The 14955-nt window shown below is 43.2% G+C and carries 16 protein-coding genes; 8 read left to right on the top strand and 8 right to left on the bottom strand.

Features of this window, described 5'->3' with window-relative positions:
- Window positions 1–14: 14 nt before the first annotated feature.
- The 3 genes from HGR01_RS01875 to HGR01_RS01865 all read left to right on the top strand — a co-directional run bounded on the left by HGR01_RS01875 (window position 15) and on the right by HGR01_RS01865 (window position 990).
- Window positions 15–458 (top strand): SRPBCC family protein, encoded by a 444-nt coding sequence (locus tag HGR01_RS01875; protein ID WP_045870041.1) that lies wholly within the window; start codon window positions 15–17, stop codon window positions 456–458.
- A 92-nt stretch (window positions 459–550) separates the two neighbouring features.
- The gene (locus HGR01_RS01870) at window positions 551–751 is read left to right on the top strand and encodes a hypothetical protein (protein WP_045870040.1); all 201 of its coding nucleotides are present in this window, start codon (window positions 551–553) and stop codon (window positions 749–751) included.
- Window positions 748–990: a hypothetical protein gene (locus HGR01_RS01865; RefSeq protein WP_045870039.1), complete on the top strand. Its 243-nt coding sequence runs from the start codon at window positions 748–750 to the stop codon at window positions 988–990. Before HGR01_RS01870 ends, HGR01_RS01865 begins: the two co-directional genes overlap by 4 nt.
- Window positions 991–1085: 95 nt before the next feature.
- On the opposite strand, the gene HGR01_RS01860 is transcribed toward HGR01_RS01865, so the two are convergent.
- The 3 genes from HGR01_RS01860 to HGR01_RS01850 form a co-directional block, all read right to left on the bottom strand.
- A complete protein-coding gene (locus tag HGR01_RS01860; protein WP_045870038.1) occupies window positions 1086–1325 on the bottom strand; it encodes a 2Fe-2S iron-sulfur cluster-binding protein in 240 nt (79 codons plus the stop codon).
- A gap of 15 nt (window positions 1326–1340) precedes the next feature.
- Window positions 1341–2816 carry a cobyric acid synthase CobQ gene (gene cobQ / locus HGR01_RS01855; RefSeq protein WP_045870037.1) on the bottom strand — a complete coding sequence of 492 codons (1476 nt, stop codon included), beginning with the start codon at window positions 2814–2816 and terminating at the stop codon, window positions 1341–1343.
- Between the two features lie 264 nt (window positions 2817–3080).
- Window positions 3081–3485, bottom strand: a complete 405-nt coding sequence (locus tag HGR01_RS01850) for an Npun_F0494 family protein (RefSeq protein WP_045870036.1) — start codon at window positions 3483–3485, stop codon at window positions 3081–3083.
- Window positions 3486–3768: 283 nt separating this feature from the next.
- Here HGR01_RS01850 and HGR01_RS01845 point away from each other — a divergent pair, with 283 nt between their 5' ends.
- Window positions 3769–4206, top strand: a complete 438-nt coding sequence (locus HGR01_RS01845; RefSeq protein ID WP_045870034.1) for a peroxiredoxin — start codon at window positions 3769–3771, stop codon at window positions 4204–4206.
- A gap of 96 nt (window positions 4207–4302) precedes the next feature.
- Here HGR01_RS01845 and HGR01_RS01840 read toward each other — a convergent pair whose 3' ends face one another.
- The 5 genes from HGR01_RS01840 to HGR01_RS01820 all read right to left on the bottom strand — a co-directional run bounded on the left by HGR01_RS01840 (window position 4303) and on the right by HGR01_RS01820 (window position 9558).
- Entirely contained in the window at window positions 4303–4701 is a 399-nt protein-coding gene (locus HGR01_RS01840; RefSeq protein WP_045870033.1) for a hypothetical protein, read from the bottom strand.
- 43 nt (window positions 4702–4744) lie between these two features.
- A complete protein-coding gene (locus HGR01_RS01835; protein WP_045870032.1) occupies window positions 4745–5632 on the bottom strand; it encodes an ABC transporter permease in 888 nt (295 codons plus the stop codon).
- A gap of 230 nt (window positions 5633–5862) precedes the next feature.
- A complete protein-coding gene (locus HGR01_RS01830; protein WP_045870031.1) occupies window positions 5863–6882 on the bottom strand; it encodes a daunorubicin resistance protein DrrA family ABC transporter ATP-binding protein in 1020 nt (339 codons plus the stop codon).
- Between the two features lie 354 nt (window positions 6883–7236).
- Window positions 7237–8964, bottom strand: coding sequence for a S8 family peptidase (locus HGR01_RS01825; protein WP_045870030.1), 1728 nt, complete (start codon window positions 8962–8964; stop codon window positions 7237–7239).
- Window positions 8965–9261: 297 nt separating this feature from the next.
- On the bottom strand, window positions 9262–9558 hold the full coding sequence (locus tag HGR01_RS01820) for a DUF3288 family protein (protein ID WP_045870029.1): 297 nt from the start codon (window positions 9556–9558) through the stop codon (window positions 9262–9264).
- A gap of 290 nt (window positions 9559–9848) precedes the next feature.
- Between HGR01_RS01820 and HGR01_RS01815 the strand changes: the two genes are divergently transcribed.
- The 4 genes from HGR01_RS01815 (at window position 9849) to HGR01_RS01800 (ending at window position 14698) form a co-directional block, all read left to right on the top strand.
- Window positions 9849–12302 carry an ATP-dependent Clp protease ATP-binding subunit gene (locus HGR01_RS01815; RefSeq protein ID WP_045870028.1) on the top strand — a complete coding sequence of 818 codons (2454 nt, stop codon included), beginning with the start codon at window positions 9849–9851 and terminating at the stop codon, window positions 12300–12302.
- Between the two features lie 241 nt (window positions 12303–12543).
- Window positions 12544–13119, top strand: coding sequence for a Uma2 family endonuclease (locus tag HGR01_RS01810; RefSeq protein ID WP_045870027.1), 576 nt, complete (start codon window positions 12544–12546; stop codon window positions 13117–13119).
- Between the two features lie 68 nt (window positions 13120–13187).
- Window positions 13188–13898: a Uma2 family endonuclease gene (locus tag HGR01_RS01805; RefSeq protein ID WP_045870026.1), complete on the top strand. Its 711-nt coding sequence runs from the start codon at window positions 13188–13190 to the stop codon at window positions 13896–13898.
- 188 nt (window positions 13899–14086) lie between these two features.
- A complete protein-coding gene (locus HGR01_RS01800; RefSeq protein WP_045870025.1) occupies window positions 14087–14698 on the top strand; it encodes a hypothetical protein in 612 nt (203 codons plus the stop codon).
- Window positions 14699–14955 lie beyond the last annotated feature (257 nt).

Raw genomic sequence — 14955 nt, 5'->3', positions numbered from 1 at the left:
AGGAAGACAGAAAAATGTCAGACTGGCTAGAGCATAGTGTACAGGTAGAAGTAGAGGCTCCTATAGATTTTGTCTGGAGTCTCTGGTCTGATTTAGAACAAATGCCCAAATGGATGAAGTGGATTGATTCGGTAAAGATTCCACCCGATAATCCAGAGATATCTATTTGGAAGCTAAGTACTGGCGGTCTGGATTTTACCTGGAAATCTCAGATTCTCAAAGTTGTACCCAATCAGATTATTCAATGGAAATCGATTGATGGCTTGCCAAATCAAGGGGCGATTCGCTTTTACGATCGCCACGATAGTAGTATTGTGAAACTCACCGTTTCCTATGCTATTCCCGGAATCATTGGCAAAATCATGGATAACCTATTTTTAGGACGGGCGGTGGAGTCTACAATTCAAGCGGATTTGGAAAGGTTTAGAGAATATGCTTTGAATGCAAAAGCTGGGTAAATAAGGGTAATCAATTTCTTGATGTCTCAATCTGAAAATTGGATTTTTTCAGGTTTGATGAATTAGATCATGACTGAGTAGATAGGTCAAGAATGATAGAGGAAAATCAACCTGAAAATCCAGAGGATGAGAAATTTAACCCGGTGACAGATCCTAGAGACTGGTCAGCTGCTGCAACAGAATTGGCTTGTTTTGCAGTAGCAAGAAGTAAGGGTAAGCGATTGGTAAAAATTATTAATACTAAAAAACCACCTATGCAATTTATTTGTATTTTCGAGGATTATCCAGAATGAAGACATTAGCTACTGAAATTCCAGTAAATACAATCATTCCTGTATTTACTGCTATAGGCGATCGTCAGTGGCAGAAATTTAAAGATTTAGAAGCAGATTTTATTAGCCAGCATGGGGTAGAAGTTTGGCAAGAAGTATTCAACTTTCGAGTCTTACCAGCATTGGATAAAGACTCTAGTCGATGGCTGCTGATTCAGTGGTGTAATGAGGGGATTATTTGGGAAAAAAATGTAGTATGAGGCGCATTAGCCATCAATGGGCTGATTCCACCGCAAAATACCGCCCTCATCAACATATTTGAAAGCAATCTGTCAGCTTGGTGATAGCTGTCTGATCACCATGTTGGGTCACTAAAGAGATTAATGGTTAATTGTTCGCGTCCTGGGGGTACGGCTGTGATACAAGCGCGGATGGTTTCGCCATCTTCTAATTCCACAGTGCAAGCGTGACAAGTCCCCATGAGACAGCCAGTAGGGATAAATATCCCCGCCCGTTCTGCTACATCTAATAGGGGTTCTCCCACTTCAGCTTCTACTGTGACATCATCTGGTAAAAAGTGGACGCGAACATTCATCAAATACCAACCTCTCTAAGACAAAAACGGCGTTAAGTCTAAATGGTTTTCAATTTCAGTGGCTAGGGAGTCTAAAGTTTGCTCTCGCTGTTCTCGGTAGTTAGCAACACCAGTAGGCAGAGATTTGAGACCCCGTTGTTGACGGAGGCGGTTTAACCAAGCCCTTCTCCAAGGGCCGTTGTCAAAGATACCATGAAGATATGTACCCCAAACTGATTGACAACTATCTACTAAGCCTAGATTAATATCATCAAATAGAGGCTGGTAGGCTTGGTTATCAGGTTGCTGTTCAATCCGCGATCGCCCTTGATGAATTTCAAATCCATAAACTGGTAAGCCCATTTGCGGGAAGTTTGAGCTGACTTGGCGCTGGCGGGCAATTTTCTGTCCGGTAATTACAGTTCTAATTGGTAATAAATTTAGCCCTTGATATCTGCCAGCTTGTCCTTCTATGCCCTCTGGGTCAGCGATGATTTGACCCAGCATTTGATAGCCGCCACAAATCCCTAATACTGTGCCACCAGAAGCCGCATAATGTTGTATGGCTTCTGCCATGCCGCTTTTTTGTAGCAGTAACAAGTCAGGAATTGTGGTTTTAGTACCTGGTAGAATTACTGCATCTGGATGACCTAATTCTTGCTTAGGATTGAGATATCTTACAGATACCGACGGTTCTGATTCTAATGGATCGAAGTCGGTAAAGTTAGAAATTCTCGGTAAGCGCAGAACTGCAATATCTAGGTCAGCTTGGGATTTATGGGCTTTCCTCTCCAATAAATCTAGGGAATCTTCCGCCGGGAACATATGTTCCAAGTAGGGGATAACACCAATCACAGGGATACCAGTCCGCGCTTCTAACCATTTGATACCTGGTTCTAAGATGGAGCGCTGTCCACGGAACTTGTTAATTACAATACCCTTGATTAAATCGCGTTCGTCTTGGTCTAATAGCTCTAAAGTGCCTATAACATGGGCAAATGCACCACCTCTATCTATATCTACTACCAATATGGTTGGTGCATTTAAATACTTAGCAACTCGCATATTTGTCAAGTCGCGATGCTTGAGATTAATCTCCGCAGGACTACCAGCGCCTTCACAAACCAACAAGTCAAATTCTGTACCTAAATGTTGTAGGGATTCTTCAATTGTCCGCCAACCCAGTTCAAAATACTGCTCGTAGTAATCTACCGCACTCACCTTACCTACAGGTCTGCCTTTAAGAATGACTTGCGAGGTCATATCACCTTGGGGCTTCAGTAAAATGGGGTTCATTTCTACCCAAGGTACAACTCCCGCCGCCCAGGCTTGCACTGCTTGGGCGTAGCCAATTTCTCCCCCGCTAGAGGTTACATACGCATTTAAAGCCATATTTTGACCTTTAAAGGGAGCCACTCGCCAGCCACGGCGCGATAAAATGCGACAAATAGCTGTAGTTATTAGTGATTTCCCCGCGTGGGATGTTGTCCCCACCACCATAATTGATTTCATAATGACTATCGGTTGTTCGACATAAGGGGCGGAATTTGAGGGTTGAACGGTAAGCTGGTAATCCGCTCTTCAACAGGTAACAAGCTAGGAAGTAGTTAGAAGCGCGATTTTGCCTCTAGCTTTCCCACATTTTTGTTGTACTTTTTACCATCACCACACAAACTCAGTCTAATGCTGATGATAAAGATTTTATAAATGCGGTCGATGCTTGCGTATATATTGTTCCCTTTTTCTCCCTCATCCTAACCTTATTAGTTTCAAATTCTAAAAAGGTAGTCGAAACCAACGAGTCAAAGCGTTTTGAATGCGATCGCTCCATGAAGGCTGAGGCCAATTTTTATTTTGGTATTGTTCTGCTAATTTTTGACCCAAGGGTGTGAGGCGGAAACTATCGGTAATTCCTTGACCATCAACTTCGCGCCGCAATACACCAACTTGAATTAGCCAGTCTAAAGCTTGATCGCAAGCTAATTCTGATAACGGCTGCTTGGTGTAGCCAGACTTGATACCATTATCTTGTGCGATCGCACTCACTGAGACACTCTGCTGACGCATCGCCTCTAATAAAGCCGGATTGAAGGGAGAACAAATTAGCGATCGCTCCGCACGTTCTATAGTGCTTGGAGAATAGGAAAAAGCTTTGGGGTTGGAAGAATTAACAACAGTCATACAATTTTGGATTTTAGATTTTGCGGAAAGTTGTAAGGAGGGTTTCCCTCCGTGGCAAACTTTTCAAGACGGATTTTGGATTGACCCCAGCATAGCTAACAGGGGGTTTGAGGATTTTGGATTTTCGATTGATTACACAGCGAAACGGGGGGCTTGTACCATCAATGAACTGTTGGTCATTTGAATCTGGGGAATTTTATTCCTTGAGGTAATTAATTTAATTATTGTAAATTATTGTAAAATTTCAAATGCCCCAATAATCACCAAATAAGAAGGGTTCATTATGGCTCTAGCAGTCGGTACCGATGCACCTCAATTTACCGTCAAAGATACTAACGGTAACACTGTGTCTTTATCTGATTTTGCAGGTAAGACAGTAGTTTTATATTTTTACCCCAAAGATGACACCCCAGGCTGCACAAAACAAGCTTGTAGCTTCCGGGATGCTCAAAGCGACTATCAAGGTAAAGATATTGTCGTACTGGGTGTGAGTGCAGATGATGAAGCTTCCCATCAGGCATTCACAGCAAAATATAATCTGAATTTTCCTTTACTGGCTGACACCGACCACAGCCTAATCAAAGCATACGATGTTGATGGTGGTGGTTACGCCAAGCGTGTTACCTACGTCATCGACCCCAGTGGCAAAATTACCCATGTTGATGCCACCGTGAATACAACTACTCACGCCAGTGATGTTTTAGCTGCTCTAGGGCTATAGAATTTCCCATTTAAAATCAACTAAATTATAGGGGCACAACGAAGTTTTTCTACGCTGTGCCCCTAATTATATAGACAATCGATTTCTGGTAATCCTTTAGTTTTTTGCTGGTGCTGTCTGCCCTGCTGTTGGATTTTGTGGGAGTATAATCAGCGGTGAACTTTGGGGAGCTGTTCCTAGTTGACCCCGATTTTGAATTGCTTGTTGTTGTCTTCTTTTAAACTCCAGGGTAGCTTCGTCTAGTTGCTGATTTTGCTGATCTACATTCCAGTTGAGAGCGCCAAAATTTGCCTGGTGAATCAGGTTGAACATATTAAAATCTGAACTACCAGCACCAGGAAAGGGATTGGCATTATTTTGGTTGAGATCGCCACTATTACCAGAATCAACTGTACCTAATTGAGCCAGGCTAGGTTGAGCCAGTAAAGAAGCAAAGCTAATTCCGGCGACGGTAATCGCTGCGAGTTTAGTCAGGGGTAGGAATATTTTTTTCATAGGAATCTTACCCTAAATTTTGCAATGAAATTATGCTTATATCTTAAGCAAGAGTTCGTCGAAGTTGGGGTTGAATACTTAATAAAGCCACAACAGCAAAGCCCAGTAATATTAATAATGCTTCGCCAAAGGTAACAGCACCCCAAGGAGCCTGCATCACGACACTACCCAATCCCCAATTACTGTGGAGATAAAGATAGCGGATTGGTTCAATGGCGTAGCTGAGAGGGTTCAGAGTAGCTACTATCTGTAACCACTGGGGCATAAAAGATAAAGGTGCCAAGGCTGTACTGGCAAACAATAGCGGTAGGTTGGTGACGAAAATTACGGCGATGAGTTCAATGTGCCCAGGGAGAGCAAAAGCCAAACCCAAAGAAATAGCTGTGACACCCAAAGCCAAAAGGAAGACAATTAAAGCGATCGCACCCAGCCCAGCTATATCTGGTAAGCCCGCGCCTAAAAATGCTGCTGCGCCCACAATTACCGCCGCTTGCAGTAAACTTTGACTGATAATAAAAATTGCCGAAGCAAAGACAATCGAGAACCGCGAAGCTAAAGGTGCTACCAGTAAGCGATTTAAAAAGCCAAACTCCCGGTCAAACATTACAGGAAGTCCAGCATTCAAAGCCCCAGCAAATGCTGTAAAAACAATCACACCAGCAGCCAAGAATTGACCGTAATTTGTCGTACTGCCAAAAAGACCTTTAGGAGCATTTTGGAACAAAGCACCAAACAGCACCAGCCACATTACAGGCTGAATAATTCCCGCTACCAAAGTTGAAGGACGGCGTTGCAACTGAATAAACAAGCGACGAGTTAAAGCTAAAGTCTCCTGTACTAAGTCACCAAAAAAATTAGGAGTAGCATCAACATATCCTTGCGGCGATGTTGCTGGTTGCCAATTGATATCAGATTTTGGAGTAACACTCATAACAATTTTGGATTTTGGATTTTAGATTTTGGATTGGAAATTGGGCATGGGGCATGGGGCATTGGGCATCGGTAATGGGTAATTGGGGTTTGTAATTTGTAATTTGTCATTTGTCATTTGTCATTTGTCATTTGTCATTTGTCATTTGGTATTGTCTCCCTCATCTCCCTCATCTCCCTCATCTCCCTTATCTCCCTTATCCCCAGTCCCTAGTCCCCAGTCCCCACTCCCTACCTCATATTCTGCTTCTTCTCGGCTTTCGGATCGCGATTGGCTGCGGCTGCGAGTTCTGCATCCATGAGGGTGCGTCCGGTGGCAGCGAGGTAAACGTCATCTAGGCTGGGGCGAGATTGGGCGATGCCGAAAATGGGTAAGCCGGCTGTATTTAAGGCTTGCTGAATGGTAATCAACGCGTCATTCTGGGGGGTGACTACCAAGTTCAGAGAATTACCTTGGGCACTGTTGATAATTACTTCCTGCACCAAGGGCAAAGCTTGCAGGAGATGTTTCGCTTTTTCGGCTTCTTCAATGGGGGAGAATTCGCGAATTCGCAGAGTAATGCGATCGCCTCCTACTTGGTCTTTTAATTGTGAAGGTGTGCCAGATGCAATGACAACGCCGCGATCGATAATCGCCACGCGATCGGCTAGCGCGTCAACTTCTTCTAAATAATGGCTGGTAATTACTACCGTGGTTCCAGAGGCGCGTAACTTCCGCAAGAATTCCCACACAATAAAGCGGCTTTCGATATCAAGCCCTACAGTTGGTTCATCCAATACTAAAACATCTGGTGCATGGAGTAATCCAGCCGCCAAATCCAGGCGCTTGCGTAAACCGCCTGAATAAGTTCCAGTTTTTTTATCAGCGTATTCTTGCAAATTGAGTAAATCTAATACTGTCTCAATTCGCTGTTTCCCTACCGCGCTAGGGAGGTGATAAAGCGCTGCTTGCAGTTGCAGCAGTTCTTTACCAGTTAGTACCTTATCTAAAGCGACTTCTTGAGCCACATAACCTAACTTTTGTCTGGCTACTCTGGGGTTATCCAACACCGAAATTCCAGATACTTCGATTTTGCCAGCATCCGGCGTGGTGAGGGTACACAAAGCACGCAGAGTAGTTGTTTTGCCAGCGCCATTGGGGCCGAGTAAGCCAAAGATTTCTCCAGGTTCTACCTGAAATGAGACATCTTTGACGGCTTCCACCGTGCCATAGCGCTTTTGCAGATTTTGAATTAAAACAGCGGGAGCCATGACAGCTAATCCCCAACGATACAAATCTCAACAAAGTCTATCTATATTGTAGTGGAGTAGTGAGAAGTGAAGCGATCGCGTTGATACAGCTCCCTAATTTTAGAGACTTCCAACTAGAAAAATATTCTATCGCTAGGGGTGGCAGAGGGAGCAGTCTCAATGGGGTTTTACTCTTGTACAGACGCGATTAATCGCCTCTCTCCAAATCAGAACTCAGCAATTTTCAGTCAGCCTATCAGTATAAAAAATACTTTTTGGCTGTCATTGAAAACCAGTGTCATCCAAAAAGTATTTGCTGAAAGAAAATCGAGTTATTCATTTAGATAAACTCGATTGGAAAAAAGAATTATTCAACTATAAATTTGCGGCATTAATTACACCAAAACCCCATTTACTATCAAATGTTCCTGGGGGTTTACCAGGGATAGAACTATTTTTACGTAGTAAATCTTTTACTGTTGCTGGATCAAGTTTAGGGTCACGTTGTAAGAGTAAGGCGACTAAACCAGTGACAAATGGTGTTGCCATACTGGTACCAGCCATCACCACAAATTTAGAATTGAGCATCATCGAGCGATCGAGACTAGCATTTGCAGACAGGGTGGAAACAATCATTGCTCCTGGTGCCGCTATATCCGGCTTCTGAGCATCATTCCGTAATGGCCCTTCACTGCTGAACTCAGACATGGTATCTAATTCTAAGCCCATGTCTCGCAGCTGATTGTCAATATCTGTGTACTGGTTTTTTGTGGTATAAGCGGCAACTGTAATCGCACTGCTAGCTGCTCCCGGAGAGCCTATTTTTACAGCATCTTTAACACTTTTACCTGTAAAAAACACTGATGAGTGATCGTCAACTGCCCACACATCAAGACGAGTGTCGCTATCAGTGGTGTTACGTAAACGCAACTGCCAAATACCACCCATGACTGCAGAAGGGCCATTACCGCGAATTTGCACAAAGAAATTGTGGTCACCGTTGCCTTTATCTGGGGCTGGGGTGACGATTTGCACCCGCGAATCTGGTAATTGATAATCTTGGGTGGGATTACCATCTTTAATGATTTTTTGATAAGGGGTAACGAAACCGTTAGGACTTCGCAACGATACCTCTAACTCTGTATCGCCATCATACCAACCGTTTAACCAGACTATGCCTACTTGATTTAAAGGCACATTAAAGCGCATACTGGCTGACTTTTTAGCAGCTATCTTGGTTTGACCGTGAATGTTGTCGTTCCCTTCATTCCCAGCTGCACAGCAAACAATTCTGCCAGGGCCAGTTTCAGCATCGATAATGCGAGAGAGAGAATCACTACCATCATGGGAATCAGCGTGTCCACCCAAGCTGAGATTTAACACTACTGGGCGTTTCAAATCACTGGCTACACGGAAAACGTAGCGCACAGCATCGGCAATGTGGGCATCTTGTAAGTCTGATTTCACAATGACTAATTCTGCCTCTGGTGCGACACCTGAAAAATTTTCATCTGCACCAGCTGCAATTCCAGCAACATGGGTACCATGACCATCAGTATCTTGAGAAACGGTGATTTGTTCGCCTGTAAATTCGGCCCCATAGTCACCTTCTTTAACTCCTGGCCCTGGGAGTGTTTGATCCCAAATGCGTAAAATCCGCCCAGCAAAGGCAGGGTGTTTTGGATCAATGCCACTATCGACAATACCAATTAATACTCCTTTGCCAGTCAATCCAGTTTTGTTTTTAAACTCTGGTAATTTCACCTTTCCAGGTGCCGCATCCATCCGCAGATGTAGTTTGCGCGAAGGTTTGATGCGCTGAATTACATCTTCTTCCGATAAAGGATCTAAAGCTTGTAGCGGTAAAAACGCCGTTCGCACACTGCCAGAAGTCTGATTAACACGAATGCCATATTGTTCTAAATGGCTCAAGTCTGCATCAGGTTCGCAGTAGAGAAAAACGATACTTTTAGTTGGCTTAACAGAACTTTTTGGAGCAATGATACCAAGCGATCGCTTGTGTGTAGTTAAAGCTTGCTCTCCTTCATGTTCATAGTCTTCATAAGCCAACAGCAGCCCCGGAGAGAGTTTTTCGTGTCTCATTTTTTTCTCCACGTCTATGTGTTTTCCTAAAATTCATGTATTGGTTTTAGTAGTCTCAGTTGTTTTAGCACATACGGTTGGGACTGGGGATTGGGGAACTCGGGGCCCCCTCTGGGGATAAGGGGTAATGGGGACTGGGGATTAGGGATTGGAGATGAGGGAGCAGGGGGAGAAATAATTAATGACAAACACCAAGCCCCCAATTACCAATTACCAATTACCAATTACCAATTACCAATTACCAATTACCAATTACCAATGCCCCATGCCCCATGCCCAATGCCCCATGCCCAATATTTAATTCCAATCTTGCTCTTCTTTCTTACCGCGACTTTTATAAATTCCGCCGACATCATGAAGTTGGCGAGTCTTAGCAAATAATTCAGCTTCGCTCAAACCCCAGTGCTGTAAGACTTTATTTAAGCCTTGCTGGATGTCTCTAGCACCGGGAAAGCCTTGATACCGTATCCACAACCGAGCCAGTTCTGCTAAATTATAGTCTGTCGCCTCTTGAGCAAGTAAAATATCAATAGTAGGGCGATCGCGGTTTTGTAGGGGATGCTGTTGGTCTTTACCGCCAGATGCTTCAGTCATGGTAAATCCTATGTTCTGATTCCTGCGTTTTAAGTCTATCTAAGAGCAAAGGTACATCAAAGACCACTGAAAAATCAGCAACCTCTGTCAAATTTGTTACTAATGCTGGAAAGCTGACGAAACTCACTATTCTTACTGACGGCTACCACACCTGAACTCTTACGGCTCTCACTACTGTCATTCAACTTTAAATAAAGATACATTGTCATTAAGAAAATACATGAAACTTTAGATGAGGGTGATATATTATTTCACCCAAAGTCCAAGCAGCAAGGGAGCAATAACCCGCTATGTTTGAACACTTCACTTCCGAAGCAATTAAAGTAATTATGCTAGCTCAGGAGGAGGCACGTCGCCTGGGACACAACTTTGTAGGAACAGAGCAAATTCTCCTCGGGCTGATGGGAGAAGGAACTGGGGTTGCTGCTAAAGTGCTGACCGAATTGGGCGTTACTCTTAAAGAAGCACGTCGAGAGGTTGAAAAAATTATTGGTAGGGGTTCTGGGTTTGTACCACCAGAAATTCCTTTTACTCCTAAAGTAAAAAGCCTCTTTGAGCAATCATTTAAAGAAGCCCATAGTTTGGGGCACAACTACATTAATACAGAACACTTACTTTTAGGTTTAACCGAGGCTGGTGAAGGTGTAGCCGCCAAAGTACTGCAAAATCTGGGGGTTGACCTCAAAAGCGTCCGCGCTGCTGTAGTTCGCCACTTAGGTGACAACACCACAGTTTTCGCCGCAGGTAATGGTGGTCAAAAGCGTACCCAAACTCTCAGCCTGGAAGAATTTGGTAGAAATCTTACAAAATTAGCACAAGAAGGCAGACTCGACCCAATTGTCGGCCGCGATAAAGAAATTGAACGTGCTATTCAAATTCTCGGACGTAGAACTAAAAGCAATCCTGTCTTAATTGGTGAACCCGGCGTTGGTAAAACTGCGATCGCCGAAGGTCTAGCTCAACGTATTATCAATCAAGATGTGCCGGAAGTTCTGCAAGACAAGCAAGTTATTAGCCTAGATATGGGCTTGCTAGTTGCGGGAACTCGCTTCCGTGGCGACTTTGAAGAACGCATCAAGAAAATTGTTGATGAAATTCGCTCTGTCGGCAATATCATCCTGGTAATTGATGAAATTCACACTCTAGTTGGTGCTGGGGGTACAGAAGGCGGCTTAGATGCAGCCAATATCCTCAAACCTGCTTTAGCTAGAGGCGAACTGCAATGTGTGGGCGCAACCACCTTGGATGAATATCGTCAGCACATTGAACGAGATGCAGCCCTTGAGCGGCGTTTCCAACCGATTATGGTTGGCGAACCCACTGTAGAAGAAACTATCGAAATTCTCTACGGCTTGCGGGGAGCTTATGAGCAACACCATAAAGTGACAATTTCCGACGCAGCTGTAGTAGCCGCAGCCGAATTGTCAGACCGCTATATTAGCGATCGCTTCTTACCTGATAAAGCCATAGACTTGATCGATGAAGCAGGTTCTCGCGTCCGCTTGAGGAACTCTCAGTTATCTTCTAACAAAGAACTGAAGCGTGAACTCGCTGGCGTGACCAAAGCCAAAGAAGAAGCTGTCAGAGTCCAAGATTTTGACAAAGCAGGTAACCTACGCGATCAAGAGTTGGAACTGCAAAACAAACTCTACGCTGAGACAGAAGCAGGAACACCAGGAAAAAGTCCCGTTGTCGATGAAGAAGATATTGCCCAAATCGTCGCTTCCTGGACTGGTGTACCAGTCAACAAGCTCACAGAATCAGAATCCGAGCTACTGTTGCACTTAGAAGACACACTGCACCAAAGACTCATCGGTCAAGAACAAGCAGTTACCGCCGTATCTCGCGCCATCCGTCGCGCCAGAGTTGGCTTAAAGAACCCCAATCGCCCCATAGCTAGCTTTATCTTCTCCGGCCCCACAGGTGTTGGTAAGACAGAATTAGCTAAAGCCTTGGCAGCTTACTTCTTCGGCTCCGAAGAAGCCATGATTCGCCTTGATATGTCCGAATACATGGAAAGCCATACAGTATCTAAGCTGATTGGTTCACCTCCAGGTTATGTAGGTTACGACGAAGGCGGACAGCTAACAGAAGCCGTGCGGCGCAAACCATACACAGTGCTGCTATTCGACGAAATCGAAAAAGCGCACCCCGATGTATTCAATATGCTGCTGCAACTCTTGGATGATGGACACCTTACCGATGCTAAAGGTCGGAAAGTGGACTTCAAGAACACCTTAATTATCTTGACCTCTAATATTGGTTCTAAGGTAATTGAAAAAGGTGGCGGTGGATTAGGCTTCGACTTCGACAATGCAGCCGATGCTAGTTACAACCGCATCCGTAGCTTGGTGAACGAAGAACTCAAAGCATACTTCCGTCCAGAGTTCCTCAACCGTCTTGATGAGATTATCGTCTTTACCCAGCTTTCTAAGGGTGAAGTTACACAAATTGCCGATATCTTATTACGCGAAGTTGCAGGCCGCTTGACAGAAAAAGGCATTACTTTAGAAGTGAGCGATCGCTTCAAAGAAAGGGTAGTACAAGAAGGCTACAACCCCAGCTACGGTGCCAGACCTTTACGTCGAGCCATTATGCGCCTGTTGGAAGATTCTCTTGCAGAAGCGCTACTGTCTGGTCAAATCACCAATGGCGACACAGCGATTGTAGATGTTGACGATGACGGTCAAGTGCAAGTTCGTAAATCTGAACAACGCGAATTACTCTTAGCAAATGTTGGCTAATATTTATACCATGTCACTTTTGCGGTAAGATAGGAGAACTATTGCAATCCTGCCTGCCGCAGAGAAAGCAAGAGAGGAGTATTCTTGACAAAAATGTAGTGAAATGGTAATAGCTCTTTAAAACTCTGGTAGCAATACCAGGGTTTTTTTTGGGGCTTGTTTAATTAGATGACTAACGCCAATAGATTCTGGGTGGAGCGTGGAATAATATAAACGTGAATGGGCAGATTGGACTCACACTATGACCCAAGCCAAACAACAGTTTCAAAGCTTTGAAGAGTACCTGACCTACGATGATGGAACGGAGAAGCTGTATGAGCTATTTAACGGAGAGTTGATCGAAGTGCCGCCAGAATCGGGAAAAAATATTGCGATCGCGGTTTTCTTGCTGCTAAAATTTGCTGCCATAGTCGGTCATCTGAGAGTAAGACCCCACGGGCTAGAACTAGAAGTACGAGGAGAACCGCGAAATCGTTACCCTGATTTAACTATTATCCGCACTGAACATATTCAGCAGTTAGAGCAACGTAATACTCTTAGACTGTCAATGGCTCCCCCTTTACTTGTGATTGAAATCGTCAGCCCTGGTGAGTTACAGCGTGACCGAGACTACATAGCCAAACGCATACAATACCAGGATAGAGAAATTCCTGAATACTGGATAGTAGATCCCCAACTGGAAACAGTTTTAATCTTAGAACTTACTGGTAATGTTTACACAGAATTCAATACTTTTACAGGTGAAAACCGCATCTGTTCGCCCTTATTTGGAGAACTTGAACTGACAACAAATCAAATATTTACAGCCAGCAATTAAAGTGATACCAATTAATTGCGTTAAACTAAAATTTATCTGTTATTGATAGTCGTGAATCAAAAATTATTATGTCTTCTGCTCAAGATTTAGTCATAATTTCAGAAGACGCACCAGAAGATGTTATATTTCCTCCTGGTGACTTATACAGTGATGAACCGCCTTTGGAAACAGAACTACATTTGCGGCAAATACTGCTACTAATTGAGTGTTTGGAATGGTGCTGGAAAGAACGTCAAGATTTCTATGCTTGTGGAAATATGACAGTTTATTACAGTCCCCGTCAGCGCAAGTCTGAGCAATTTCGCGGCCCTGATTTTTTTGTAGTGTTAAATACCGAGCGGAAAATACGCAAAAGCTGGGTAGTTTGGGAAGAAGATGGTAAATATCCTAATGTGATTGTCGAGATTCTTTCTGACAAAACAGCCGCGACTGATAGAGGTTTGAAAAAAGAAATTTATCAAGATATTTGGCGGACTCCTGACTATTTTTGGTTTGACCCTGAAAGTTTAGAATTTCAAGGTTTTCATTTATTAGATGGACATTATCAACCACTGCAAACAAATGCAGATGGTTTGTTATGGAGTCAGCAATTAGGGTTATATTTGGGAATTCATGAATCAAAATTGCGCTTTTTCTCGGCTGATGGAAAACTGATACCCACGCCAGCAGAAGCAGCACAGCAAGAGCAAGAACAACGCCAAAAAGCCGAACAGCAACTTGCAGAAATGGAAGCTATACTGGCTCGTTATCGAGAAAGGTTTGGTGAATTACCTGAGTAATATTATTCTGTATCCTAGTGGTTCATCGTAAAAATTAGGAGAATTTGGGAATATTCAGATACTCGACTTCTTGAAGAATTCGGGTATCTTGCAGCCCAAGCAAATGAATGCAGAGTAATTCTCAGAGCCAGGGACTAATAATATAAAAAATATATAGATAAGTAAAATAAGTTTGGTTGAGAGTTGTTATGAGTTTCCGCAGGATTTTAAAAGCAGGTGAATCTTATACTTTTAGTAAATATTTTGAATTACCATTTACTATTGATGATATTTTGGCTGAATTAAACTGTAATATTGCACGAGAAAATCTGATTTTACCTCAATATTCAGAAAATTTAGACATACAATTTTTACAACAGCAACTGCAACGGAATTTATCCCACATTGACCTGGTGAATGAAACTACTAGAAGGGAAGCGTTAATTGGCCCAATTTTATTTGAGGTATGTACATTAACGAATCAGCGGTTGAATATAGAATATTCTATTGCTGTCAATGAATATCTTAAAGGAACTCTCGACTACTATATTGCAGCACATCAAAATTTATTAGTTATTGAAGCCAAACAATCAGATTTAGTTAGAGGATTTACTCAACTTGCTATTGAATTAATTGCGCTGGATCAATGGACTAAATCTACATCTCAGTTTCTATATGGAGCCGTGACTACTGGGGAAGATTGGCGTTTTGGCATCTACGATCGCGCAAATCGTCAAGTTATGCAAGACCAAAAACGCTATCAAGCGCCAGAAGATTTATTAACACTGGTAAAAATTTTAGTCGGTATTATCGCTGTCTAAGCCTACCCTAAGGGTTGGAGCGATCGCACTCAATATTGACCAAAAGCAATAACTTAGGGGCACAATCAAAAGCGATCGCTCGTTAAACTTGCTATCCCTCATCCCTAAAGCCTCACAGGGGGAACTAATTGATACTCACATTAGTCTTGCTTGTAAGGTTTTATTAAGCATTTGGCGAAAACAACTCTCAGAGCTTGAAGTTATGATTATGTTAAGCTGAACGTAAATCAGTAGATACACATCAGTAATAAAACATA

This window comes from Tolypothrix sp. PCC 7712 (assembly GCF_025860405.1).
GTDB lineage: Bacteria > Cyanobacteriota > Cyanobacteriia > Cyanobacteriales > Nostocaceae > Aulosira > Aulosira diplosiphon.
The sequence above is the reverse complement of the archived record's forward strand: the minus strand, read 5'-3'. Positions and strand labels throughout refer to the sequence as shown.